General features: G+C 46.8%; 26 protein-coding genes and 3 tRNA genes. 23 read left to right on the top strand and 6 right to left on the bottom strand.

Annotation, left to right across the window (positions count from 1 at the left end; genetic code table 11):
• Window positions 1-109: 109 nt before the first annotated feature.
• The 3 genes from PHW53_04145 to PHW53_04135 all read left to right on the top strand — a co-directional run bounded on the left by PHW53_04145 (window position 110) and on the right by PHW53_04135 (window position 1,834).
• A tRNA-Gln gene (locus tag PHW53_04145) sits at window positions 110-183 on the top strand.
• Window positions 184-194: 11 nt separating this feature from the next.
• Window positions 195-443: a GIY-YIG nuclease family protein gene (locus PHW53_04140; GenBank protein ID MDD4995624.1), complete on the top strand. Its 249-nt coding sequence runs from the start codon at window positions 195-197 to the stop codon at window positions 441-443.
• 218 nt (window positions 444-661) lie between these two features.
• The gene (locus PHW53_04135) at window positions 662-1,834 is read left to right on the top strand and encodes a hypothetical protein (GenBank protein ID MDD4995623.1); all 1,173 of its coding nucleotides are present in this window, start codon (window positions 662-664) and stop codon (window positions 1,832-1,834) included.
• Between the two features lie 394 nt (window positions 1,835-2,228).
• On the opposite strand, the gene PHW53_04130 is transcribed toward PHW53_04135, so the two are convergent.
• From PHW53_04130 to PHW53_04120, 3 genes are read right to left on the bottom strand one after another with little or no spacing between them, the layout of a single operon-like run.
• On the bottom strand, window positions 2,229-2,456 hold the full coding sequence (locus PHW53_04130) for a hypothetical protein (protein MDD4995622.1): 228 nt from the start codon (window positions 2,454-2,456) through the stop codon (window positions 2,229-2,231).
• Window positions 2,453-2,665 (bottom strand): hypothetical protein, encoded by a 213-nt coding sequence (locus tag PHW53_04125; GenBank protein ID MDD4995621.1) that lies wholly within the window; start codon window positions 2,663-2,665, stop codon window positions 2,453-2,455. Before PHW53_04125 ends, PHW53_04130 begins: the two co-directional genes overlap by 4 nt.
• Window positions 2,658-3,023 (bottom strand): hypothetical protein, encoded by a 366-nt coding sequence (locus tag PHW53_04120; protein MDD4995620.1) that lies wholly within the window; start codon window positions 3,021-3,023, stop codon window positions 2,658-2,660. The genes PHW53_04125 and PHW53_04120 overlap by 8 nt, the downstream gene beginning before the upstream one ends.
• A 39-nt stretch (window positions 3,024-3,062) precedes the next feature.
• Between PHW53_04120 and PHW53_04115 the strand changes: the two genes are divergently transcribed.
• From PHW53_04115 to PHW53_04050, 14 genes are all read left to right on the top strand, one after another.
• Window positions 3,063-3,674, top strand: coding sequence for a ribonuclease H-like domain-containing protein (locus tag PHW53_04115; GenBank protein ID MDD4995619.1), 612 nt, complete (start codon window positions 3,063-3,065; stop codon window positions 3,672-3,674).
• Window positions 3,675-3,792: 118 nt separating this feature from the next.
• Entirely contained in the window at window positions 3,793-4,515 is a 723-nt protein-coding gene (locus PHW53_04110) for a helix-turn-helix domain-containing protein (protein ID MDD4995618.1), read from the top strand.
• Window positions 4,516-4,534: 19 nt separating this feature from the next.
• The gene (locus PHW53_04105; protein ID MDD4995617.1) at window positions 4,535-4,825 is read left to right on the top strand and encodes a hypothetical protein; all 291 of its coding nucleotides are present in this window, start codon (window positions 4,535-4,537) and stop codon (window positions 4,823-4,825) included.
• Between the two features lie 108 nt (window positions 4,826-4,933).
• Window positions 4,934-5,056 carry a hypothetical protein gene (locus tag PHW53_04100; GenBank protein MDD4995616.1) on the top strand — a complete coding sequence of 41 codons (123 nt, stop codon included), beginning with the start codon at window positions 4,934-4,936 and terminating at the stop codon, window positions 5,054-5,056.
• Window positions 5,057-5,279: 223 nt separating this feature from the next.
• Complete coding sequence (locus PHW53_04095) at window positions 5,280-8,045, top strand: TaqI-like C-terminal specificity domain-containing protein (GenBank protein MDD4995615.1); 2,766 nt, start codon at window positions 5,280-5,282, stop codon at window positions 8,043-8,045.
• 118 nt (window positions 8,046-8,163) lie between these two features.
• Complete coding sequence (locus PHW53_04090; protein ID MDD4995614.1) at window positions 8,164-8,565, top strand: hypothetical protein; 402 nt, start codon at window positions 8,164-8,166, stop codon at window positions 8,563-8,565.
• A 170-nt stretch (window positions 8,566-8,735) separates the two neighbouring features.
• Entirely contained in the window at window positions 8,736-9,026 is a 291-nt protein-coding gene (locus PHW53_04085) for a hypothetical protein (protein MDD4995613.1), read from the top strand.
• A 104-nt stretch (window positions 9,027-9,130) separates the two neighbouring features.
• Entirely contained in the window at window positions 9,131-9,613 is a 483-nt protein-coding gene (locus tag PHW53_04080; protein MDD4995612.1) for a hypothetical protein, read from the top strand.
• A 284-nt stretch (window positions 9,614-9,897) separates the two neighbouring features.
• Window positions 9,898-10,269 carry a hypothetical protein gene (locus PHW53_04075; protein MDD4995611.1) on the top strand — a complete coding sequence of 124 codons (372 nt, stop codon included), beginning with the start codon at window positions 9,898-9,900 and terminating at the stop codon, window positions 10,267-10,269.
• A 100-nt stretch (window positions 10,270-10,369) separates the two neighbouring features.
• Window positions 10,370-10,891, top strand: coding sequence for a GerMN domain-containing protein (locus PHW53_04070; protein MDD4995610.1), 522 nt, complete (start codon window positions 10,370-10,372; stop codon window positions 10,889-10,891).
• A 100-nt stretch (window positions 10,892-10,991) separates the two neighbouring features.
• On the top strand, window positions 10,992-11,990 hold the full coding sequence (gene rlmN, locus PHW53_04065; GenBank protein MDD4995609.1) for a 23S rRNA (adenine(2503)-C(2))-methyltransferase RlmN: 999 nt from the start codon (window positions 10,992-10,994) through the stop codon (window positions 11,988-11,990).
• Between the two features lie 4 nt (window positions 11,991-11,994).
• On the top strand, window positions 11,995-12,678 hold the full coding sequence (locus PHW53_04060) for an HAD-IB family hydrolase (protein MDD4995608.1): 684 nt from the start codon (window positions 11,995-11,997) through the stop codon (window positions 12,676-12,678).
• Between the two features lie 18 nt (window positions 12,679-12,696).
• The gene (locus PHW53_04055; protein ID MDD4995607.1) at window positions 12,697-13,398 is read left to right on the top strand and encodes a Gmad2 immunoglobulin-like domain-containing protein; all 702 of its coding nucleotides are present in this window, start codon (window positions 12,697-12,699) and stop codon (window positions 13,396-13,398) included.
• A gap of 5 nt (window positions 13,399-13,403) precedes the next feature.
• Window positions 13,404-13,871: a tryptophan-rich sensory protein gene (locus PHW53_04050; protein ID MDD4995606.1), complete on the top strand. Its 468-nt coding sequence runs from the start codon at window positions 13,404-13,406 to the stop codon at window positions 13,869-13,871.
• A gap of 241 nt (window positions 13,872-14,112) precedes the next feature.
• Here the strand turns inward: PHW53_04050 and PHW53_04045 are convergent, their stop codons facing one another.
• Genes PHW53_04045 through PHW53_04035 form a run of 3 tightly spaced genes read right to left on the bottom strand, consistent with a single transcriptional unit; the run spans window position 14,113 to window position 16,130 of the window.
• A complete protein-coding gene (locus PHW53_04045) occupies window positions 14,113-14,703 on the bottom strand; it encodes a CDP-alcohol phosphatidyltransferase family protein (GenBank protein MDD4995605.1) in 591 nt (196 codons plus the stop codon).
• Between the two features lie 4 nt (window positions 14,704-14,707).
• A complete protein-coding gene (locus tag PHW53_04040) occupies window positions 14,708-15,577 on the bottom strand; it encodes a diacylglycerol kinase family lipid kinase (GenBank protein MDD4995604.1) in 870 nt (289 codons plus the stop codon).
• A 1-nt stretch (window position 15,578) separates the two neighbouring features.
• The gene (locus tag PHW53_04035) at window positions 15,579-16,130 is read right to left on the bottom strand and encodes a CDP-2,3-bis-(O-geranylgeranyl)-sn-glycerol synthase (GenBank protein MDD4995603.1); all 552 of its coding nucleotides are present in this window, start codon (window positions 16,128-16,130) and stop codon (window positions 15,579-15,581) included.
• 122 nt (window positions 16,131-16,252) lie between these two features.
• Between PHW53_04035 and PHW53_04030 the strand changes: the two genes are divergently transcribed.
• From PHW53_04030 to PHW53_04005, 6 genes are all read left to right on the top strand, one after another.
• Window positions 16,253-17,815 carry a hypothetical protein gene (locus PHW53_04030; GenBank protein MDD4995602.1) on the top strand — a complete coding sequence of 521 codons (1,563 nt, stop codon included), beginning with the start codon at window positions 16,253-16,255 and terminating at the stop codon, window positions 17,813-17,815.
• Between the two features lie 546 nt (window positions 17,816-18,361).
• Window positions 18,362-18,478 (top strand) — tRNA-OTHER (locus tag PHW53_04025).
• Between the two features lie 340 nt (window positions 18,479-18,818).
• A tRNA-Ser gene (locus PHW53_04020) sits at window positions 18,819-18,906 on the top strand.
• Between the two features lie 23 nt (window positions 18,907-18,929).
• The gene (locus PHW53_04015; protein ID MDD4995601.1) at window positions 18,930-19,829 is read left to right on the top strand and encodes a protein phosphatase 2C domain-containing protein; all 900 of its coding nucleotides are present in this window, start codon (window positions 18,930-18,932) and stop codon (window positions 19,827-19,829) included.
• A 15-nt stretch (window positions 19,830-19,844) separates the two neighbouring features.
• Entirely contained in the window at window positions 19,845-21,629 is a 1,785-nt protein-coding gene (gene dnaG, locus PHW53_04010) for a DNA primase (protein ID MDD4995600.1), read from the top strand.
• 25 nt (window positions 21,630-21,654) lie between these two features.
• Window positions 21,655-22,965, top strand: coding sequence for a sigma-70 family RNA polymerase sigma factor (locus tag PHW53_04005; protein MDD4995599.1), 1,311 nt, complete (start codon window positions 21,655-21,657; stop codon window positions 22,963-22,965).
• The last annotated feature ends 33 nt before the right edge of the window (window positions 22,966-22,998 follow it).

The raw sequence follows: 22,998 nt of genomic DNA, 5'->3' as shown, positions 1-22,998 counted from the left end.
GGCGGAGAAGCTAACAATTTAATATTCGGGGGTCGTCTAATGGTAGGACTCCAGCCTTTTGCGCCAGCGGGCGCATCCGCCTTTGGCGGAGAAGCTAACAATTTAATATTCGGGGGTCGTCTAATGGTAGGACTCCAGCCTTTGAAGCTGGCCATCATGGTTCGAATCCATGCCCCCGAGCCAAATTTAATTCGATGCCGTATTTCACGTATGTTTTAAAGAGCCTGAAAGATGGAATTCGTTATGCTGGTAGCGGTGAGGATGCTGACGAAAGATTGCGCAGACATAATAAAGGTGATTATAGATTTACAAAAGGACATCGGTCATGGCAGATTGTATATAGAGAGGAGTATCAAACTAGGTCCGAGGCTATGGCAAGAGAAAAATTTTTAAAATCAGGTCAAGGAAGAAAATTTCTAGATGAGATTTTAAAAGATAAATAATATTCGGAGAATGGTTCTGCGCCAGCGGGCGCACCCGCCTCGGGCGGGGAATCCAAGTCCCCGAGGATAGAGCGTGATAAATATTGCGGGTTCGCCCCGACGCTTCGGTCGGGGCGCCCCGACTAAAACGTCGGGGCGAATCCGTGCCCCCGAGACACGTCGCTCGCGAGCGATGTGTCCGAGCCAAATAAATTTATTTATTATTTTTAAAAAACAATATGCGAAAAAAGATATTTCTTGTTTCTTTCGCTATCTTCTGCCTTTCGGTGATGCCGGTCTTTGCGGCAACCGTGGGGAGCGGGGAGACATACTGGCAGGGTCCGGAAAAAACCGTGTCCGGCAATCTCTATCTGTCGTTCGGCAATATTGATATATCCGGCAAGGTTGACGGCGATCTCGTGGCAGTGGGCGGCAATATTTTGATCACCGGCGAGGTGACCGGCGACATATTGGTGGCCGGTGGTTCGATTGATATTTGGGGCAAGGTTGGCGGAGATGTCCGCGCGGCCGGCGGCAAGGTATTTATCGCCAATGACGTGGCCGGCGACGTACTCGCGGCCGGCGGCATGGTGCAGGTGAGGCCAAACGTTAAAGTTGGCGGTGATGTGATTATGGCAGGCACCGCGGTGTTCGCGACCGGCAATATCGCGGGTAATGTGCGCGTAGCCGGTGAAACCGTGCTTGTGGCCGGCAATATTGGCGGAAACGTGCGCACTTATTCCGAAGAGGGCCCGACAATCAGTGAGCCGACGCGCATTGCCGGGAATCTGGAATACTCTTCATTTGAGGCGATTGAAATACCAGCCGGAGTGGAAATCGTCGGAGAAACCGTATTCAATAAAACATCTCCGCAGGGGCCGGCGGTTCCCAGGCAGATAGAAAGGGAAGTGCAGAAGCCGATATTAATTTTGATTCTGGGCATTTTCCTCGTGTATATCATCAAGGTGATATTCATGATTTTTGCCGCGCTCTTCGGCGTAATCGCGTATCCTAAGAAATCAAAAGAGTTTGTTGATAATACCCTCGGGCATTTTGGCCGCAGTTTTCTCATCGGGCTCCTGTTCGCCGTTGCGGCGCCGGTTGCCATATTCCTGCTCATGGTGAGCGTGCTCGGCACAATGCTCGGCATGGCCGCGGCATTGCTCTACGGACTCTTCATGATGATCGCGTGCGTGTACGCGGGCGTGATACTCGGCGCGTTGATTTTCCGCATCTTCAAAAGATCAAAAGCCCATGAAGTAAATTGGGTGAGCGCGCTTGTCGGCGTGGTCGTACTCAACGCCATCCGCCTGATTCCCATCATCGGCTGGATTTTCTGCGGTGTGTTTGTTCTGGCCGCGCTCGGAGCGCTCGCGGAGATGGTCTACAAGCAATACTGGGTGAATAGATAAAGTTTAAAGATATAAAAGCCTCGATTTGCGAGTCGGGGCTTTTTTTAATAAACCATACTATTGTCATTCCCGCGAAGGCGGGAATCCAAGTTCAATGTACCGGGGGAATCCCATTATATATTTTCATACAAGTTGTTTTTATATTGGGATTCTTTAGTTCCCGCCTGCCGTTTGTCTGGGTAATGATTATCTTTTTCTAGCACCACTCTTGTTTGCTTTCAGCAGGACATACTTTTGTAACCAAAAGTATGCAAAAGTTTCGGGGTGGCTGATGCGCTCTCAGCTTCGCTGGGTTTCATTTCGCATTTCTGCACGACGCTTAGCAGCCACCCCGAACCCCTTGTACACTTTAAGACGTAATAAAAAAAATCCCGGCTCAGGAGGAGTCGGGGAATCAGGAGGAATTTCCGTAGATCAGGTTGGGAATGAGCAGCACGATGAAGAAGAAGGCGCCGATGGCGAACGGCAGGCGGAGCACATCGGCATTGAGCTCGGCGGTGTTTAGGAACCGTCCGAGACAGAATACCAGGGTGGTGGCCGCGAAAATGGCAATGCTCAAGAGCAGGTGCTCGGCGAGTCGGATTGCCGCGGTTTTCAGGCCGCGCAAGATTTTTTGTTTCATGGCTTTTTCCCGTTCTTGCGTTTTGGCTTTTTTCGGTTTGCGCAGGCGGGGCAGGTCTTATCAACCGAACATATCCAGCCGGTGGCGTTGCATCTCTCGCAGGGCGGATCGAAGACCCCGAGTATTCCCTTGCCTTTGCATCTCGGGCATTTCACGAAGCGGGCAACGAGCTTGCGGCCGCAGGTTGGACAGGCCGGATGTTTACTCATGGCCGTCACGGCGTTCTCCTTTGAAAAAATGGAGGTTGCGATCCTCGAGTTTATAGCTCATCGGAAACAGCATCAGCATGAAGGCGTGCGGCAAAATTCTGACTATGATGTACACGGCCGTGACGAACTCGCTGGCGTTCAGCGGGCTGATGTTCGTGAGTCCCGCGGTATCGGTGATGGCAAAGAGGGTGAAGGCGGCCGCAAAGATGACAAGGCTGATCAGGCCGTGATAGAGGAACCAATCCATGAGATGGCGAAAGACTTTGCTGGACATGGTTTTACCTTTCTTGGAAAGAGCGTCTAGGGGGATATTAGCATTGCGGCTCCGGCCGGTCAAATGGCTGTTATTAATGGTCATAGAGGCAGCCGGGGAATCGTGCTATAATAAAGCAAAATTATGAATGATTTCAATAAAAACAAGCTGTTTTTTGACATTGAGACCCTGCCGGCGGATTCGGTCAGTTTTGAAAGTCTGGAAAAAGTCTACAAGAAAAAGAAGAAAAAAGGGCTAATCAGCGGCACTTTTGAGGATTATGTGGAAACCACCGGGCTGGACGGCGCCTGGGGCCGGATTTTTTGCATTAGCTATGCCATGAACGACGAGCCGGTGGCCTGCCTTTTCGGCGATGAGAAGGAAATAATCAAAAATTTCTGGAATCTGGCCGCGACCGCGGACATGTTCGTGGGCTTCAATGTGCTGGATTTTGATTTAAAATTCATAATTCAGCGTTCAATCATTTTCAATATCCGGCCGTTAATTGATATCCCGTTTCGGCGTTATTCTAATTTTCCGGTGTATGACATTATGTGGGAGTGGTCAAAGTGGCAAAATAAAATCAGCATGGACGAGCTGGCGCACGCCCTGGGCCTGCAATCTTCCAAAAAAGATCTGGACGGCTCCAAGGTGCACGCCTATTATCAAAAAGGCAAATATCAGGAGATTCAGGCTTATTGCAATGCGGACGTGGAATTGACGCGCCAGATTTTTAAGAGGATGAATTGGGAGTAATACGGGTGATTTTGCATAGATTGGTGGTATTTTGCATAGATTGGGTAATTTTTGCCTAGTTTATAACTCCACTTGCATAGTTTTGATATTGGTGATAAGCTTTGATTGAACTCAATTTATGGACGAAAAATTGTTCACAATTAGCCAAGCTTCTGAAAAGTTGGGCGTTTCAATTGATACTTTGCGGCGCTGGGATAAGAGCGGCAAGTTGGTTGCGATTAGGAAAGAGGGTGGAACGCATAGATATTATCGGGAGAACGACATTGAAGTTTTTGCCAGTAACTTGGTTGGGCTAGCCCGAGATTGGACCGAGGACGGACTGGAACCGCCGGCAATGTTTTATTGCAGTGACCGGTCAATATTCGAATCGCGGTTAAAAAATAAAATGTCGGTTGAGTTGATGAGGGCCGATATCCCTTCGGATTTGGTTTCTCTGGTCACCGCAATTGCGGGAGAGATAGGCAATAACTCATTTGATCATAATATGGGCAAGTGGCCGGATGTTCCGGGAGTTTTTTTTGGGTACGATACATCCAAACGCCAGATCGTGCTTGCTGATCGGGGAATCGGCATCATGGCAACGCTTAGCCGGGTTCGGCCAGGCCTGAAGAATCACGAAGAGGCTTTGAAGGTCGCTTTTAATGAAATAGTTTCCGGGCGCGCGCCAGAAGATCGCGGCAACGGGCTAAAGTTTGTTGTTAAAATTATCGCTCAATATCCAATTAGTTTATTTTTTCAGAGCGGCGATGCCGAGCTTAGATTAGAGAAAGATAGTTCCGAGCAGAGAATTACCAAATCGGCGGTAAAGATTCGCGGGTGCTTTGCGTTTATTGAATTTTAGATTTAACGAATTGAAGATTATGAAAATTGAATTAAAAAAATTTGGAACAATTTTGATATCACGTCCGGCGGGCAAAGATGCTTATGCCTCATTTCAATCAACTCTATCGGAATTAAAGCCGGACGAGAAGCTTGAAATTGATTTTTCTGGAATTACAACTTTTTCCCCCTCATGGGGGGATGAGTTTTTAACGCCCTTGGTTAATCAGCTGAAGGATCGTTTGATATTATTACCCGCCGATAATCCTTCGGTTAAAATTACTTTGCAGCTGATTGAGGATACACAGGGGGTAAAGTTTAAACATGCATAAATCCAAACTTACTGCAATGCCGATGTGGAACTAACGCGCCAGATTTTTAAGTGGATGAATTGGGAGGGGTGAGGCGAGTCTAAAGTCGAAAGTTAAAAGTCTAAAGTTATGGATAAAAAAATCAAAGAAAATAAATTAACCGATGAGCAGAAGAGGGAAATTGATAAAGTGGTTGAAAGAGTTATAGAAGAATATGGCGAGACCTTAAGATTAATGGGGCGGGAGGAATGAATTCAGATGAAAAATGATAAAAAAAATTATGCGTTTGTTGATGGCCAGAATTAAGAAAAACACCGCTAAGGGACAAGACCCGTAGAGGTGTTTTTCGTACGTATTCTGTTTTAACAGAAAAACACATTATAGTAATTCTGTCATTTTTATCCACAGGGCAATTTGGTAGATTTTTAAGAGAATGAATTGGGAGGGGTAAGAAATTGATAGAAAATATAAAAGTATGAATAAGCAAGAAGCTCGAGAAAAAATTAAAAAATTGATAGAGCGCTATAAGGATCTCAGCGAGGCGCAAATAAAGGGATATAACGAGCAGCAGACCAAGGATCATTTTATCCGTCCGCTTTTTGAAGCTTTGGGTTGGAATTTTGAGGAAGAGGTTTGGCCCGAGACCGACGTATCTGGAAAAAGGGTTGATTACTCATTAAAAATACATGGCATTACAAAATTTTATGTTGAGGCCAAAGCCTTATCTGTTAATTTGGATGAGGAGCGCTGGGCAGAGCAAGCGATTAATTATTCATGGCATAAATCCGTTCCGTGGGTGGTGCTGACCGATTTTGAGGCGATAAAAATTTATAATACCGAATGGGATGAGCCAAATATACAGAGTTGCCAATTTATTGAAATTCCGTATGTAGAATATTTAGTCGATGATAGGTTATGGTGGCTCTCACGCGAGTCGTTTGAAAAAGGGATATTGGACAAGGAAGCTGAAAAAATGGGCCGCCGTCCAAAAAGGATAATTGATGATCAGCTTGCCGAGGATCTGGTTAGTTGGCGCGAGAGGCTGTACAAAGAGTTAAAAAACTACAATCCTAAAATTGACATAAAAGTACTTTCCGAATGGGTACAGAAGATTTTAGATCGTTTGATTTTTATTCGTACACTGGAAGATCGGCGAATTGAGGATGTGATTTTGCAGCCCTTGGCAAGAAATTGGGAAGAGAAAGGAAGGTCAGGGGAGCTACTGGCCGACTTAAATAAAATTTTTCGCCGGATTGATAAAATATACAATAGCGGACTTTTTGAAGAAGCCGCCTATGATCATCTCGGCGACAAGATCAATGCGGATGATCATGATTTTGCCGACGTAATCAACGAGTTGTATAAAACAAAGAAAAAGGGAATTAGATATAATTTTGCTGATATCCCTTCTGACGTTTTTGGTAATATTTATGAGCAATATCTAGGCCATATTCAAGCCGAGGACACGGGTAGTGGAAAGACTAGCAAAAGAAAATCGCAGGGCATATATTACACGCCGCGATATATCGTTGATTACATTGTTAAAAATACAATTGGTGAAATATTAAAGGACAAGAAACCCGAAGAGGTTAAAAATATCAAGATCCTTGATCCGGCTTGCGGTTCGGGCTCTTTTTTAATTACCGCTTATCAAACATTGCTTGATTACTGGCAGAAACATGAGAAAAAGGAGGTAGTCGGGGCGAGCAAAAAAATTAATGATTTAGAAAAAGTTTTTCAAAAAATAAATGGAGATTTATTGTCCCCGGAACAAAAGATGAGGATTCTGCTCAATAATATTTATGGCGTTGATTTGGATGAAGAGGCGGTTGAAATTGCCAAATTAAATTTATTATTAAAAATGGTCGGCCGTCCGGCGAAACTCCCATCTCTCGCCAATAACATTCAGGTTGGTAATTCCTTAATTTCCGGCACCGAAGAAGAACTCAAAAAATCGTTTGGTAATAATTGGCAAGATAAGAAGCCATTCAATTGGCAGGAAAAATTTAAAAGCGTTTTTGACCAAGGCGGATTTGATGTGATAATTGGCAATCCACCGTATATAAGGAATAGGGAGCTAAATGAAGACGACAAGAAATATTTCAATGATTTCTACGATTCCGCTTCTGGCCAGTATGATATTTATCAATTATTTTTTGAACGATCCATAAAATTATTGAAAGATGATGGATATTTAGGATTTATTACTTCAAACAAATATGCCATTGCTGATTATGGAAAAAAATTGCGTGAATTTATTTTAGATAATTGTAGGATAATAGGAATATTAGATGTTTCTAATTTACAGGTGTTTAAAGAGGCCTCGACTTATCCTTATGTAATTATTTTAAAAAAAACTAAAAAGAACGAAGGGCACAAGATTAGTGGTTATAAGATTGAGGATGCATTGAATTTGTTTGAAAATGAAATAATCATTAATCAAGATGATATTAAGGCAACCTCACACAAAAATTTTACTATAAAAAATGAGCCCGGATATTTTAAACGGATCGAGGCCGCTTCAGTTAAATTTGGTAATATCGCTACCATAAAAGAGACAATTCATACCGGCAATATCCGTGATAAGTTGGTAGTTGACGAACAAATTGACAAAAAATGTAAAAAATTATTAGCTGGCCGGGATTGTCATCGCTACTGGTTTAAATGGGGCGGTAAATATATCAGGTATGATAAAGACCTGATCGACAAGGGTAATAAGGAATATGCAAATTTGGTTGAGCCAAAATATTTTGAAAAGCCGAAAATATTACTTCGTGAAATAGCCGATAGAATTGAAGCCTGCTATGATGATGAGAAATATTATACTCTTAATAAAGTTTACTCAGTGCAGCCGAACGATGACGAGAAGTATCATTTAAAGTATATTTTAGCACTATTGAATTCCAGTCTTTTGTCTTTTTACTATCGAGAAAAATTTGAAGAGGCTCACATAAGGGGTGGATATTTGCAATTTAAAAAAATATATACTTCGCAAATACCGATTCGTAGAATTGATTTTAATGATAAAAATGAATGCGCAAGGCATGATAAACTAGTATGTTTAGTTGATAAAATACTGAATCTATATAAAGAATTGAAGAGACTCGATCCAATCATTGACAAACGAGAATGCAGTAATGGGGAGGAAAAAATTAACAAGATAGATGTGGAGATCGATCAATTGGTTTATGGATTGTATGGGTTAAAGGAGAAGGATGTGAGAAATATAGAGGTCGTATAAATTTATTTTTTGACTGTGGATAACTTTTGATAGTTTAGCAAAAAGTGCTGTTGACACATTGTATTATACCTGCTATACTTACGAAAAGAAGGGATTTTATTAATAATCTTTTTTGACTATGAACGATGAATATAACCTTAAGAAGTTTACCAAGGTCGGTTCAAAATTTGGAAATTATTCTATAAGCTTAAATGGTAAATCTTTTTCCTTTGGTTTTAATAGCGGTTTCTACAATAAGGAGAATATTGCCAGCTACAAAAAAGTAGTCCTTTTTTTTGATGAGGGTAAGAAGGCAGTAGGTTTTTGTTTTACAAATAACGAGAAGGCTGAGGGCGCATTTACAGTCATTCATAGCAATAATAAATCGACGGGATCCGTTACTGCCAGATCTTTTATTATAAATAATCAGTTGGAAAATCCAGGGTACTATGGGCAAAAAATTCCCAAACTTGTGCAGGATGATGAAATAGGAATGGTATACGTGATTCAGTTGATTGACCAGCGGGACAATGCGGTGTAAAATAAAGAAACGATCCCCGTTGTAGGGGGATCGTTTCAATAGAATCTGCGAAAGTGGCAAACTTCTAATCCGGTCAGGAGTTAGAAAGGTCGATGCCTATTTTTTCACAGTGCCATTGTGGCTATTTATATTATAGCCGATTGGCTCAAGGAAGTAAATTACAATTTAATATGTCATTTATACAACAAATACCAAGAATATTCAATAAACAAAATGTGGAAGCGATCAACGCGAATCAGCTCGGAGTTTATGGAATATTTCGCGACGGTTGTTGGATTTATGTCGGAAAGGGCGATATCCGCCAAAGACTTTTAGACCATTTGAATGGTGATATTCCGTCAATCTTGGCGGCGCAACCCACGCACTGGGTGAATGAAGTCTGCGGTGATCCAGCTATGTCTAATCGCGAGAAGCAATTAATTGTAGAATTAGAGCCACTATGCAATGAAAAGATCGGGTAAGCCAAGTAAGTATTCGGGTGATAACGATTTTGATTATCACCCGAATACTTTACTGTAATAAGTGGGTCGTATGCAGCCACTCCATAGGGAAGAAAGCAATCATAATGAAAAATAATATAAATCTTGAACAATTCAATAAACTAAAATTAGCCGCTAGAGAAGCTTATGAAAAAATAGGCGGTATTTATTGTCCAGCATTAAAGGCTGATATTATTTTTAACTCTGATGGATTCCATCATTTAAGATATGATTCTAACCGTAGTGAACGTGAAAAACTGGCTCAAGCAAATAAATTTAAATATTTCAATGATTCTGTTGAAATTTTAAAAAAGGCTACAACAATTCAAGAGTATCGACGATCAATTATTCCGGTTGGCGATATTGATAAAAATGGATTTCACAAAACAAAGACGGTTGAGTGGTTTGGATTTTTTGCGATCGTTAACTTTTCTAATTGCATTCGTATCAAAGCCGTGGTTAGACGGGTCGGCGAAGATGGCAAATATCATTTTTGGAGCGTGATGCCATTTTGGACATTGAGCGACAATAAACGAGTAGTCGGTTCAAAAAAAATTGAGGATTGTTAAATAAAAATACTCTCTTGTTTGAGAGTGTTTTTATTGTGCTTGCTTATCGGCTTATGGTCCTTTCGGACTAGCCGAACGGGGCTTATCGCCCACAAGCACTTCTTATTTATATATTATTTAATAATTTCTGTCAAGGAAAATGTTATTATTTCGCTAAAATTAGACTAATATTATTCTCTATAAAATTTTTACTGCAAATATATTGCTATATCGTCGTTGAGGGAAGTATATTTGCCCGAGGTGGTCGAAAAATAGTAATTTTTTTTGGAAAGGAGGTGTAAATTATGTCTTGGAAAAAAGCCATCGGATATGGCCTGCTCATGTGGGTCATTATGTTCGCGGCCGTGTCTTTGCTCATGGCGATCGGGTTGGCCGAGTTTGCGTATCTTTGGATCATTACGGCGCTGATTGCCGGAGCAGTCGGGTTTTTGCTGGCAAAGTATGTCAAGGTTAAGAGCATTGGCCTGGGGTTGGGCTATGCCGCGGTCTGGGTAATCATCGGCGTGATTTTGGACGCCGTGGTAACCCGGTATTTTAATCCCAATATTTTGGGAGACTGGACGCTGTGGGTGGGTTATGGAGTATTCGTGGTTGGCGTGATTTTGGGCAGCATAGCGAAAAAATCCGTTCCGCCAATGACGCCGCCGGCAATGTAGGATTGTATTGAGATATAATCAAAAGGCCATCATGTCTTGATGGCTTTTTGCTTTAAAAATTGATATACTTGTATGTACGAGCTAGAATTAAGAAAATTATATGAAGATATTTTACGTAATTTTATTGCTTGCCGTGGTGAGTTTGATCGGTTGCTCGTGCGAGCGGGCGGAGTGGGCGCCGGCGCCCACGGCCGAGGAAAAGGGGATTGATATGCCAGCCGGCGTGACCACGGAAACCATGACCCTCAAGATATTTTTTAATAACAGCAATCTTGATCCCGAGTTCACCTGCGTCAAGGTTTTTTCGGTAACGCGCGAGGTGGAAAAGACGGTTGCGGTCGGACGCGCGGCGATTGAGGAACTATTGAAAGGGCCGACCGAAGCCGAGCTCGCCGAGGGGTATATCACCAACATTAATCCCGGAGTTATACTGCAAAGTTTAAAAATAATTGACAGTGTCGCGTATGCGGATTTTGACGAAACCCTGGAACGCGCGGTCGGCGGTTCATGCCGGGTCGCCGCCATTTCGGCGCAGATCCGCGAAACGCTGATGCAGTTTCCGACCGTGAAAAGCGTGGTGATTTCCATTGACGGCCGGACCGAAGATATATTACAACCTTGACGAGGTGTTAGGTTGTAGGTTCTAGGTGCTGGATTGATGGAATTGGCTTTTTAAGACTAGATTCTAGATACTAGATTCTAGATTCTAACTATTTATAGATATGTTTTATTTTGAGCAAGCGGTTGAAATTTTGAGGGGTGAACCCAAGTACAGGCTGAATCAGATGAAGCAGGCGGTTTTTATTGATCTTATTGATGACTGGCAAAAGGCGACAATTTTGCCGGCCGAGCTCCGTGAGAAGCTGGCCCGGGTTGCACCGCTTGAGATTGATGCCAAAATGCACGTTTCCCGCGATCAGGGAACGGTAAAGGCCCTGGTTGAGCTGGCTGACGGACTCAAGATTGAAACCGTGCTTTTACAGCACGAGGACGAACGCAATACGGTCTGCGTTTCTTCACAGGTCGGCTGTCCGCTGGCTTGCCTTTTTTGCGCCACCGGTCGGATGGGCTTAAGGCGCGATCTGAACCCCGGAGAAATTGTCGGCCAGGTGATTTTATTTAGCCGTTATTTAAAAAAATCCGGCGGGCGGATCACGAATCTTGTTTTTATGGGCATGGGCGAGCCCTTTTTAAATTATGACAATGTTATGGCCGCGATAAATATTTTGCGCGACAAAGACGGGCTCAATATCGGCGTGCGGCGGTTCTCAATTTCCACGGCCGGCGTGGTTCCTGGCATCCGGCGCTTCACCGCCGAGGACACGGACATTAATCTCGCGATATCGCTCCACGCCGCAATGCAGGAAAAGCGTGTCCGGCTCATGCCGATTGCCAAAAAATATCCGCTTGACGAGCTCATGGCCGAGGTGGCACAGTACGCCGGGAAGACGCGGCGTAAGGTGATGTTTGAATATCTGATGATTGACGGGGTAAATGACACAGACGAAGACGCGCGCGCTCTGGCGCGGCTCATGAATAATCCATTATATTTTGTCAATTTAATCCGCTTTAATCCGACCGGCAATTTCTTAGCGTCAAAAGCCGAACGCATAAAAGCCTTTAAAGAAATTTTGGCACAGGCCGGGGTGAATGTGACCCAGCGCTGGAGTTTTGGTCAGGATATTGAAGCCGCCTGCGGTCAGCTCGCGGGGAAATGTTAATCTTATGAAAAAAGTTGCAATATTTGATATCGACGGCACGATTTTTCGGTCCAGCCTTTTAATTGAGCTCGTAAACGAGATGGTTGACGAGGGCCTTTTTCCAAAAGATTTCCGCCGGGCGTTTGAAAACCAATATGCCGCCTGGCTGGACCGGCGGGGCTCTTACGACGATTATATCAATGCCGTGGTTTCGGCTTATAATAATAACATTGCCGGCGTGGATTACGCGCGGTTTAAAAATGTGGTTGGCCGAGTGATCGGGCAAATGAAGAATCGCGTCTATCGGTACACGCGCGATCTTGTTCGCGAATTAAAATCCAAGGATTATTTTTTACTCGCGATTTCTCATTCGCCCATGGAGATTGTGCAGGATTTTGGGAACGGCATGGGCTTTGATAAAGTCTACGGCCGGATTTACGTGGTGGGCGATGACGGAAAGTTCACCGGCGTGATGGAATATGCGGATTTGATTGCCGACAAGGCCAAGATTTTGGAGAGGGCGCGCGAGAAAGAAGATCTCACGCTCGAGGGTTCGTACGGTGTGGGCGACAGCGAGGGGGATATCAGTCTGCTTGGAGCCGTTGAAAATCCGGTTTGTTTCAATCCAAACCGCAAGCTTTATGACGAAGCAAAGCGGCGCGGTTGGAAGATCGTGGTGGAACGCAAGGATGTGATTTATGAATTATAATAATTATTAATTTTTTGTATGAACAAAACATGGAAAATCGTAATCGCATTGTTTATTTTGGTTTTTATCGGAGCCATGGCGTATTATTACTGGACTTTGGTGCCCCGGGTAACCGCGCCCGAGCCACAGCTGCCAACCGGCGAAGAGATTAACGAAACACCGGTGGTGGCTGATTTATCGGACATGATTCGCGTTACGTCGCCGCTTGAAGACGCGCTGGTTGGGAGCCCGCTCGTTGTGACCGGACAGGCGCGCGGTGGCTGGTATTTTGAGGCATCGTTTCCGGTGCGGCTTGTTGACGGAAACGGTAACCTGCTCGGACAAGTGGCGGCCGCGGCGCAAAGCGACTGGATGACCGAGGATTTTGTGCCGTTCACGGCATCCATTGTTTATGACAAGCCAGAGACCGAGACCGGGACAATCATACTTATGAATGATAATGCGTCCGGTTTGCCGGAGAATGACAAGGAGATCAGTATACCGGTGCGTTTTAACCTTTCAGCCACCGAAGGCTGGCGGGCGAGAGGTGGCTGCGTGGTGACCGGATGCAGTGGCCAGGTTTGCGCCGACGAGGATACGATTACGACTTGCGAATTCAAGACCGAATATCTCTGCTACCGCAACGCGATTTGCGAGCGCGGGGTGGACGGAAAATGCGGGTGGAAGATGACCGAAGAATTATTGCAGTGTTTTGCGAATGCCGGCGCGGGCAAGGAATAAAAAATATGAAAATTAAACCAAATTACATAATTATACCGCTTGTCACGTTCGCCATCGGCTGGCTGGGATCATATTTTACCGGGATGGGAATGGACTGGTACGATACGTTAAAACTTCCGGCGTTCGCTCCGCCGGGCTGGGTCATTGGCGCGGCGTGGACCGTGATTTACATTCTTTCCACCATTTCGCTTTTGATCGCGTGGAATAAGTTTCCACATGACGCGGGATTCAGGATGATAGCCGTACTTTTTATTATCAACGGTTTCTTGAACGCGTTTTGGTGCGTGCTGTGGTTTGCGTGGCATTTGATGGGGCTTGCGATTTTGGAGATGATATTTCTCGAGGCCACGGTCATCGCGATAATGATTATGGAATGGCCGCGCTCGCGCGCTGCGGCATGGCTCATGCTGCCGTACGCCGGCTGGGTGGCGTTCGCCACGTTTCTCGCGATAAACGTTTGGCGGTTGAATTAATAATTTTTATAAAACAGGCCTTGCGTATAGCCATGGGCCTTTTTTTACGCGCAAGACGTTGTCGTCATCCTGAGTCCCGCCGAAGGCGGGGCGAAGGATCTCACGGTCTCGTGATGACTATTCATGGCGCCACAGCGGTTTGCGAGAAATGTGAGATCCTTCGCCCGCCCCGCTATGCGGGGGGCTCAGGATGACAAATAAAAAAAACACGCGGGAGCGTGTTTTATTGTTTGAAAGTTTTTTATTGCTGTATTGACTTGCAGTGGGTGACCAGGCTGCGGGCGGAATAGATTATCGCCAGGCAGAAAAATACGGTGGCGATTTCAATGACAATTCGATTTTCCGGCGCGGCCATGATCAGGACAATGCCGGCGAATTGTAGTACCATTTTGTATTTTCCCCACTTGTTGGCGCCGACCTTGAATTTAAAGTTAAGTTTTTTAGCAACAGGCGCGAGCACGGCGGCGACCAGCATCATCATAATTTCCAGGGCGAGTATTGTATAGATAACCGAATGCGGCAGGGAGTTCCAGGTGACAAGCAGCAGGACGGTGATGAAGATTATTTTATCAATAAACGGATCGGCGAGCGCGCCGAAATTGGTGACCAGGCCTCGACTTCGCGCGAGCGGACCGTCGAGTACGTCAAGGAGAAAAACTATAATGAAAAAAATCATGGCTACGAATAACCTGCCATGGAGGATGTAATAAATAATTACCGGCAAAAAAAATATCCGCATTATGGTGATCAGGTTGGGCGTTATAAAACGCGGAAAATGCCGGACAGTGGAAGAGAGGAGTTTTTCTTTTATTTCAAAAAAACGGTTTGACATAAATTTAGGGAGTTATGACATCAAGAACAGATGGCACGATGGTAATCTTGGCGCTTCGGCCGAGCTCCAGCCGGTCGCCGTCAATCTGGGCGCGAAGATCGCCAGTTTCGGTGGAGTGAATGATAAACTCTTTTCCTGAAGTGGTAGAGACAAGGTGCGGCGGTTTTTTAAAAAGTACCATGTATAAAAAGGCCTGCCACCAGCCGATGAACGAGCGGTTGGAGGTGATGAAAAGATCCAACTCGCCGTCCTGGCAATCGGATTTTTTTGCCGGGGTGAAGCCAAAAAAGCGGATGCCGTTGAATATAAAAAGATTATTGCCAAATATTTTGAACGGCTTGCCGTCAACCTCAAATTCAAACTGGCGAATTTTGATACGGCGGATGATGAAGGCCTTGAGGTAGGCAAAAAATCCGTAGCGCTGTTTATCACACTGCGGGGTGCGGCAGATGACTTCGGCCATGTGGCCAATTGAAAATGATAATACAAAATATTCACGGCCGTCCACCAGGCCAAGATCAATTTTTTTTGTTTTGGCGGCGGCGATGGTTTTGATCGCGCGTTCGAAATTTACCGGAATGGACATGGTTTCGGCGAAAAGATTTCCCGAGCCCATGGGAATGATGCCGAGCGGCGTTCCGGGACAATGTTTCATGATGTAGTTTGCGGCTAAGCAAATGGTGCCGTCGCCGCCGGCGGCAATCACGACATCACATTGTGCATTGGACGGGTAATTTTTTTTACAATAATCCTGCACCAGAACAGTCTGGGATTGGATGCCGGCCTGGTCCAGCGCGTCAACGAGCTTCTGCCGTTTTTTATTTTTGGAAACAATGCCGGCCTTGGGATTGTAGAATACGAGCGCTTTTTTCATATTACCACCAGACTTTTTTAAATCGGATCAGATAGCCGATAAGATTGGTCAGAGGATGGAGAATCAGGGTCAGAATAATCAGGGCAACGACCACTGGCCATTCGGGACGGACGAGCCACCCGGTGAAGAGCAGGAACCCGGCGATAAAATCAAGCTGGTCGGCAATCGGCCAGGAAGCGCCGGACAAGATGCCGAGGCGGCGCTTGAAAAAACTTTTTATCAGGTCGCCGAGAAGCGCGCCGCTGCCTGCTAGGAATCCAAAAAGCAGAAAATTATATCCGGAAAAATCAACAATAGTAATTTCCCGGAACAGATTTTCGTTATATAAAAGAGCCTGGATTCCGGCAACCGCCACGGCAGTTAGAGCGCCGCAGATCAGGCCGCGCCAGGTTTTGCCTCGGCCTAAAATCGGTTCGTCGCGCCAGAGGCGGTTGGCATCAATGGGCTTGTTTAGGAACTGAAAAAGGCGGAGTTTATCAATAATAACCGGCGCCATATTGGCAAGATAGGCCGGCAGGGCAAGATAAAAAGCCTGAAGCAGAATTATTATCATAAATTACTCAAATTATAGCAAAAATAGGCTAATTTTTCAAATCTTGGTCAGGATATTGACAATCTTAGACTTTTCTGTTAAGTTGTGAAATCAGCTCTTTAACCAAAAAAAGAGAGGGAACAATGGAAGACCAGCCAAACGGTTTTAAAGTCATCGTTGACGATACGACCGACATGGCGTCGGTCGGCGATATCGTCATCATAAGGGTCGTTGCCCTGCGCGGCACGTGCCCGGTTCAGAATGTCACGGTTTTCGTGACGGCCGAAGGTTCGGCGCATATCTTGGACGATCCGGATATTACGCGTATGTGCATACCGGACGACATGATGGGCAAGGAGAACGAGCTGAGAGAAATGCTCGAATCAACGCCCAGCCTGAACGTGGGGAAGGGGACAAGCGCGGACGGCCGTGCCGATTTCACGGTCTGTCTTGACCGGCCGGGCGACGCCAAGATTAACATTTCGTGGCTGAATCCGGACACCAGGGTCGAGGATTCGATCGAGCGCCTGGTGGCGGTTTTCGGCGATGAACAGGCGCTGCTTACCGAACCCGAGTTCATCAGCATTGGGGAAAGAATGGCGCAGCGCGAGCTTCACTGCGATGTGGAAGCGCCGGACTCGGTGCACGTCGGTTCGCCGGCCGCCGTGCGCGCGCGTGTGCGCGAACACGATAAGGCGGCAACCGGCATCATGATTACCCTTGTCCCGGATACGAAGAATGTCAAGATCATGCTCATGGGAGACGGTCTCAGTGATGATGACTGCCCAACCGCGGAAAGCGACAGTGGCATGACCGACAGCAACGGATTAGTGAAGTTCAAGATTGTCCAGATCGCGGTGCGGCCGGAAACCGTGGCGTATGCCATCGAGTGGGACAACAACGGCACAGTGAACAAGATCGAGCGATTGATCGAGTTCGCGCAGAAAAAGGAGGATAAGGCAATGGACAATGGAAAGGGCAAGGATTCTCCGGACAAGGCGCCGATGGCGGAAGTCGAGAAGTCCAAGTCCAAATTCAAGAGATGGTGGCCGGTCGGCGGCTTCGTAGTCGTGGCCGCGTTCCTGGTCACCGTCCTGGTTGTCACCAGCCGGGATGAATGGCAGGGGTGGAATAGGCTGTTCGGCGGCAAGGACATGCAGCACGAGACGGATGACTCCATGGCCGCCCTGACCAAGGTGGAGCCCGTGCCCGCTCCGGCGGACATCGAGCCCGTGGTCATCGCGCCGAGCGATGCCGAAGCAGGCGACGCCTTGGAGGAAACCGCGGTCCCGGTGGAGCAGACCGACATGGTCATTGTCGCTTCAGCCGAGGATGAGACCGAGACGGCCGAATCTTCCGCCGCGAGCGAGGAGCCGGAGATTTACACCTGGTACTCAACCGACGGCGTGATGAAGGTCTTCAGCCCCCCGTTGGACAAAGACCTGCAGCAGGGCAGGGAGGATGCCAAACGAGTGCAGGAGCTCCAGAACGAGAAAGGCGAACTCGAAGGACAAGTCTCCGGTCTCGAAGGCCAGATCTCGTCACTCGAGGGTCAAATCTCGTTACTCCAGAGCCAGGTCAAGAGCCAGGTCAGCGAGGAGAAATTCGTCATCCCCAGGCGCATCAAGTGCCTGGGCGAGGACTACACGCTCGAAGACGGATGGATAGTTATCCACGACTGCGAGCCGGTCATTCCCAAGAAGTAGCACCTTCGTTCTCAAGCCAGGTTTCCGCAAGGAACCTGGCATTTTTTTATATTCATATTTTGAATAAGTTGGTTGACGGGCAGCGGTTGATGTATTAATATATTTTCGTGGAGAGGTCCCATCAACCATTCATGGGAGAAAGGAGCTCGAGGATGAGCTACTCCAGGGCATCGCCGTCGCAGATCCGGAGCGCGCGCCCAACCAGGCGAAGGAAGACCGAGAAGTGGTACGATCCGAAGAAGACCATCAGAGCGGCGAGAGGATAGCGGGCAAGAGATAACCCCGTTATCCGTTCCGGCCGAGCGGAGGTGCGCACCAGATAACACTCTCGATGGGGGATAAACGCGGTTTCCTCCGAGAAACAAAAACCGCGCACGACGGGAAGAGCGTGCGGACCCGCTCAAGCCGGCGACAAATCAGCCGGCCGACAAAAAAGTCCGATCGCCGCATCAGGCATATGCCCGTTCAGAGCAGGGGGGAAACCGGGCAGGGTACCGCCGCAAAAACCGCATCGGCCTTTGCGCCAGCGGTAGCGCGGTGCCCAACAGGGACGTAGCTCAACTGGCAGAGCGTTAACGACCGGAGTCGACTAAGGACTGACCTCCTATCTTGAGCACGATTCCGGAACCGGAAAGGTTGCGGGTTCGATTCCCGCCGTCCCTTCAATTCTGCAGGCCCATGGTCTGTGTTAGTTCTTTTTTCTTCCCCTAAGAGTCCGCGCAAGCGGCTCTTTTTTTTATTACCAGAATCTAGTAGCTAGAATCTAGAATCTAGCAGCCGGGCGGGGTTGAAAAAATAAGGCTAAAATGGTACAATATGCCTACATTGAGTCATTTGAGATTGGTAATTTAAAATTGAATTAAAATTTAAAACTTAAAATTTAAAATTCCTTAATGGTGGGATGGCCGACCCCGCGCAGCGGGGCCCCGTTTTGCGGGGGTGGCCGAAAGAGCTAGATAAGGAAAGGATGGATATTATTTAAAAACGTTTAAAATTCCTCAATGGTGGGATGGCCGAGTGGCCGATGGCGCACGCTTGGAAAGCGTGTATACCGCAAGGTATCGTGGGTTCGAATCCCACTCCCACCGCCAGATTTCAAAACTTTACCCTAAACATGAAAAAATTCAGTATCATTGAACCACCGTCAAAAGAGTTTATTAAAATCGCTCTTCGAGAATTTGGGTTAAAGCTCGAAGACATTAAGAATGGTCTTCATCCAAAAGAAGATTTTTTGCTTGTTTCCGAGAAGTATCCGATTTTTGTGGTGGCCGATGGAGTTACGCTGATCCAGTATCTGGTCGAGAGGAAAGAATATCCCAATCTGTCGCCGGCCGGGGAGATTGCGCGCGTGTTTTGCGAAGAATTTTTAAAAGCCGCGGAAGACAAATATGAGTTATTTCATGAATCTGACATTAGGGAAATTTTTCAAATAGCCAACCAGGCGGCGGGGAAGTATAATCAAGAGCACGGACGCACAAAAGAAACGGTTGATTATTGGAATAATGATTTTTACGCCGCCACAGCCGCGTTTGCGGTAATAATAGACAAAAAAGTGTACTGGGGTTCGATTGGCGATTCATATATTATGCATTTTAAAAATGACGGTTCGCTGTTTTTTAAATCACCGGATATAAATGCAAAGGTCGAGGCCGAAGCGCCGCCATATGTGGGAGATGCAAACGACGTGAAAGCCAAGGCGCAGTATGTATGGAGTCAGAAACGGAATGGAGTAAACGACGAGGGCAAGCTGATCGGTTACGGCGTGGTGACCGGCGAAGAAGCGGCCAATCGTTATCTTAATTTCGGAAGTTTCGAAGTGGAGCCGGGCGACTTGGTCGCGGTTATCACCGATGGTTTTGAGGAGTATATGGAATTGCCAGAATTTCTTTCAATTCTTAGCCAATGGCCCCACGACATGGAAGAGTGTTTTAAGAAATTCACTGCCCGAAAAGCAACGGTGGATGCTCCGGAAAAATATGGGCATGAACGGTCATTGATTGTGGTTTCGATTTAAATTTCGATATTGGATATGAGCGAGATTGAACAAATAAAATCTAAACTGGATATCGTTGATTTGATCGGCGAGTATCTGCAGCTCCGGCCGGCTGGGTCCGGCAGTTTTAAGGCATGCTGCCCGTTTCATCATGAAAAGACGCCGTCTTTTTTTGTATCAAAGTCAAAACAGATTTGGCACTGCTTCGGCTGCGGCGAGGGCGGGGATCAGTTCGCGTTTGTCATGAAAATGGACGGCGTGGATTTTCCCGAGGCATTGCGGTTACTCGCGGCTAAGGCGGGCGTTACTTTGCCGGAGTATAACCGCGAGCAGACCGGCTTGCGGCAGAAGCTTATCGCGCTCAATGATCTCGCGGCCAAGTTTTACCACCGCGTGCTGCTTGAATCACAGTCGGCCGAGGCGGCAAGAAAGTATATTGAAAAAAGAAATCTGCCGGCCGATGTCGTGGAGGAGTTTATGCTCGGCTACGCGCCGGATAAATGGGAGATATTATTGAATTTTTTAAAAAAGAAAGAATACAGCGAGTCGGATATCAACGAGGCCGGGCTCGTGTCGCGCAAAGAGCGCGGCAGCGGGTATTACGATCGGTTCCGCGGCCGGGTGGTGTTTCCGATCCGCAACATCCACGGCAATACCGTGGGATTCACGGCGCGGCTTCTGGACCCCGAAGCCAAGGAGGCAAAATATATCAATACGCCGCAGACAAAGATTTATAATAAGAGCGAAGTAATTTACGGCCTGGACCGAGCAAAGCGCGCCATCCAGCAGGAGGATCTCGCGGTAATGGTTGAGGGCAATATGGATGCGATAACCTCGCACCGCGTCGGCGTAAAGAACGCCATCGCTTCATCCGGCACGGCGCTCACGGCCGAGCAGGTCGGCATCATCAAACGCTATACCCAGAATATCGCGTTCGCGTTTGACGCGGACGCGGCCGGACAGACGGCGGTCAAGCGCGGCATTGACATGGCGCTTGCGAGCGATATGAATGTGAGCGTGATTCTTATTTCCGGCGCAAAGGATCCGGATGAACTCGCGAACCGCGACCCCGAACTCTGGAAAAAAGCAATCAAAGAAAAAGTCGGCGCCATGGAATATTATTTTTCAGTCGCAAAGAAAAATTTTGATCTGAATTCCGCGTCCGGAAAAAAGCAGGCGTCAGTTTTTCTGCTTTCGGAAATCGCCAGGATTAAAAATAGAGTGGAGCAGTCGCATTGGCTGCAGCAGCTTTCAAAAATGATTGACGTGGGCGAACAAATTTTGCGCGAATCCCTGCCCGCTCCGGCGCGCATTAAGGAGCAGGCCGCCCCGGAACCGCCAAAGCCGGTCCTGGCCGAAGAAACCAAAGAAGAGCGTGTCTGGGCGAAACTGATTTCCATACTCATTAACCGGCCCGAACTCATTACCGCGGTCCAGGCCGACTTCCATCCCGAGTATATCTGGTCGGAAAGTTATCAACAGCTGTACAAGAATCTGATTTTGTTTTATAATGATGCGCGTTCGGGTGAAGGCAATATTTATCAAGAATTAGAGAAATTTATTGAAAAGAGTTCACCGGATAAGGGGGGAGTGGATTTTTTTCGGAAGCTGGCGCTGGCCGGCGAGCGTGACTGGCCAGACTTTGAGAGCGCGGATTTGCAAAAAGAGCTTTTGAAAATATGCGCTTACGCTGAAGCTCTTTATCACACGAACGAAAAACAAAAACTTGTCAAACAGATGAGGGAAGCCGAAGAAAAAGGGGATAAGGAACTGGTTGAGAAAATTATGAAAAAATACCAAGGATTGGAAAGCTCAGATTAGAAAATCGTAAAATTTTTTTCAAACAATGAACGCTTTTTACAAAAAAAGCAAAAAGAAAAACAAGGCCGGGCGCAAGCCCGTCCCGAACAAAGCCAAGAAAGCTTCCAAGCTAAAAGCAGCCGGAAGCAAACCCAAAGCTCCGCTTAAAAAGGGAGCGCGAAAGGCACCGGCCAAGCCTCAATTGGCCAGAAAGACCGCGAAAGCGGCGAGAAAAATAACAAAGCACGCGGCTCGGCCGCCCAAGGCGCAATTGCCCAGTGAGGAAATCATCAATGAACTCATTGAAAAGGGTCGGGGCCGTAATTTTGTTACTGAAACTGAGATTTTATTTGTCTTTCCCGAGGTTGAAGATTATCTCAAGGGTTACGAAGAATTTTTGGACCGGCTCGATGCCCAGGGAATTCAGGTCATTGAAATGAAAGAAGGGCTTTTGGGCAAAGAATCGGAAAGAAAGGAAGCGCTTTCCAGAATCCGTATTTTTGACGACGGTAAAAAATCCGATGTTCCGGATCTGGCCCAGGATTCGATCCAGATGTATCTTCGGGAAATTGGCAAAATACCGCTTCTCACGGGCGAAGAAGAGGTCGCGCTGGCAAAGCGCAAAGAACGCGGGGATAAAGACGCCGAAAAGAAATTAATTGAAGCCAACCTGCGCCTGGTCGTCTCCATTGCCAAAAAATTCGTGGGTAAGAGTTTGTCGCTTCTGGATCTCATCCAGGAGGGCAATATCGGCCTGTTCCGCGCGGTCAAGAAATTTGAATATCGCAAGGGTTATAAATTTTCGACCTACGCGACCTGGTGGATTCGCCAGGCGATTACGCGCGCGCTCGCCGACCAGTCGCGCACAATTAGAATTCCGGTCCACATGGTTGAAACAATTAACCGGTTCCAGCAGGTGGAGCGCCAGCTGATTCAAGATCTCGGCCGTGAACCCCTGCCCGAAGAAATTGCCGCGGAAATGAGCGAAGACCTGGACAAGGTGCGCCACATCATTAAGATTTCGCAGGATACAGTGTCACTTGAGACTTCGGTGGGCGAGGATGAAGAGGATTCAACACTTGAAGATTTTATTGAAGATGTAAAAAATGTAACGCCTGATCGTTCGGCCGCGCTGCAGCTACTCCGCGATTACGTGAAGAATGTGATTAAGGATCTGTCGCCGCGCGAGCAGAAGATTCTGGAGATGCGCTTCGGCCTGGAAGATGGCGTGTCGCATACCCTGGAAGAGGTCGGCCGCGAGTTTGACGTGACCCGCGAACGCATCCGCCAGATTGAGGCCAAGGCTTTGGAAAAGATAAAAGGCAGCGTGGGGATTGAGAAACTGCGGGATTATTGATTTTTTTGGCCATACGTATTAAGATGGCCAAAT

Source organism: Patescibacteria group bacterium, assembly GCA_028710985.1.
Lineage (GTDB): Bacteria > Patescibacteriota > Patescibacteriia > JAHJFT01 > JAHJFT01 > JAQTTB01.
The sequence above is the reverse complement of the archived record's forward strand: the minus strand, read 5'-3'. Positions and strand labels throughout refer to the sequence as shown.

Coding starts and splice junctions, on each gene's coding strand:
- PHW53_04120 (MDD4995620.1), bottom strand. CDS start 3,023: ATGACCATTAATAACAGCCATTTGACCGGCCGGAGCCGCAATGCTAAT.
- PHW53_04060 (MDD4995608.1), top strand. CDS start 11,995: ATGAAAAAAGTTGCAATATTTGATATCGACGGCACGATTTTTCGGTCC.
- PHW53_04130 (MDD4995622.1), bottom strand. CDS start 2,456: ATGAAACAAAAAATCTTGCGCGGCCTGAAAACCGCGGCAATCCGACTC.
- PHW53_04035 (MDD4995603.1), bottom strand. CDS start 16,130: ATGATAATAATTCTGCTTCAGGCTTTTTATCTTGCCCTGCCGGCCTAT.
- PHW53_04045 (MDD4995605.1), bottom strand. CDS start 14,703: ATGTCAAACCGTTTTTTTGAAATAAAAGAAAAACTCCTCTCTTCCACT.
- PHW53_04110 (MDD4995618.1), top strand. CDS start 3,793: ATGGACGAAAAATTGTTCACAATTAGCCAAGCTTCTGAAAAGTTGGGC.
- PHW53_04075 (MDD4995611.1), top strand. CDS start 9,898: ATGTCTTGGAAAAAAGCCATCGGATATGGCCTGCTCATGTGGGTCATT.
- PHW53_04125 (MDD4995621.1), bottom strand. CDS start 2,665: ATGAGTAAACATCCGGCCTGTCCAACCTGCGGCCGCAAGCTCGTTGCC.
- PHW53_04135 (MDD4995623.1), top strand. CDS start 662: ATGCGAAAAAAGATATTTCTTGTTTCTTTCGCTATCTTCTGCCTTTCG.
- PHW53_04080 (MDD4995612.1), top strand. CDS start 9,131: ATGAAAAATAATATAAATCTTGAACAATTCAATAAACTAAAATTAGCC.
- PHW53_04115 (MDD4995619.1), top strand. CDS start 3,063: ATGAATGATTTCAATAAAAACAAGCTGTTTTTTGACATTGAGACCCTG.
- rlmN (MDD4995609.1), top strand. CDS start 10,992: ATGTTTTATTTTGAGCAAGCGGTTGAAATTTTGAGGGGTGAACCCAAG.
- PHW53_04070 (MDD4995610.1), top strand. CDS start 10,370: ATGAAGATATTTTACGTAATTTTATTGCTTGCCGTGGTGAGTTTGATC.
- PHW53_04140 (MDD4995624.1), top strand. CDS start 195: ATGCCGTATTTCACGTATGTTTTAAAGAGCCTGAAAGATGGAATTCGT.
- dnaG (MDD4995600.1), top strand. CDS start 19,845: ATGAGCGAGATTGAACAAATAAAATCTAAACTGGATATCGTTGATTTG.
- PHW53_04040 (MDD4995604.1), bottom strand. CDS start 15,577: ATGAAAAAAGCGCTCGTATTCTACAATCCCAAGGCCGGCATTGTTTCC.
- PHW53_04095 (MDD4995615.1), top strand. CDS start 5,280: ATGAATAAGCAAGAAGCTCGAGAAAAAATTAAAAAATTGATAGAGCGC.
- PHW53_04100 (MDD4995616.1), top strand. CDS start 4,934: ATGGATAAAAAAATCAAAGAAAATAAATTAACCGATGAGCAGAAGAGG.
- PHW53_04015 (MDD4995601.1), top strand. CDS start 18,930: ATGAAAAAATTCAGTATCATTGAACCACCGTCAAAAGAGTTTATTAAA.
- PHW53_04105 (MDD4995617.1), top strand. CDS start 4,535: ATGAAAATTGAATTAAAAAAATTTGGAACAATTTTGATATCACGTCCG.
- PHW53_04090 (MDD4995614.1), top strand. CDS start 8,164: ATGAACGATGAATATAACCTTAAGAAGTTTACCAAGGTCGGTTCAAAA.
- PHW53_04055 (MDD4995607.1), top strand. CDS start 12,697: ATGAACAAAACATGGAAAATCGTAATCGCATTGTTTATTTTGGTTTTT.
- PHW53_04005 (MDD4995599.1), top strand. CDS start 21,655: ATGAACGCTTTTTACAAAAAAAGCAAAAAGAAAAACAAGGCCGGGCGC.
- PHW53_04050 (MDD4995606.1), top strand. CDS start 13,404: ATGAAAATTAAACCAAATTACATAATTATACCGCTTGTCACGTTCGCC.
- PHW53_04085 (MDD4995613.1), top strand. CDS start 8,736: ATGTCATTTATACAACAAATACCAAGAATATTCAATAAACAAAATGTG.
- PHW53_04030 (MDD4995602.1), top strand. CDS start 16,253: ATGGAAGACCAGCCAAACGGTTTTAAAGTCATCGTTGACGATACGACC.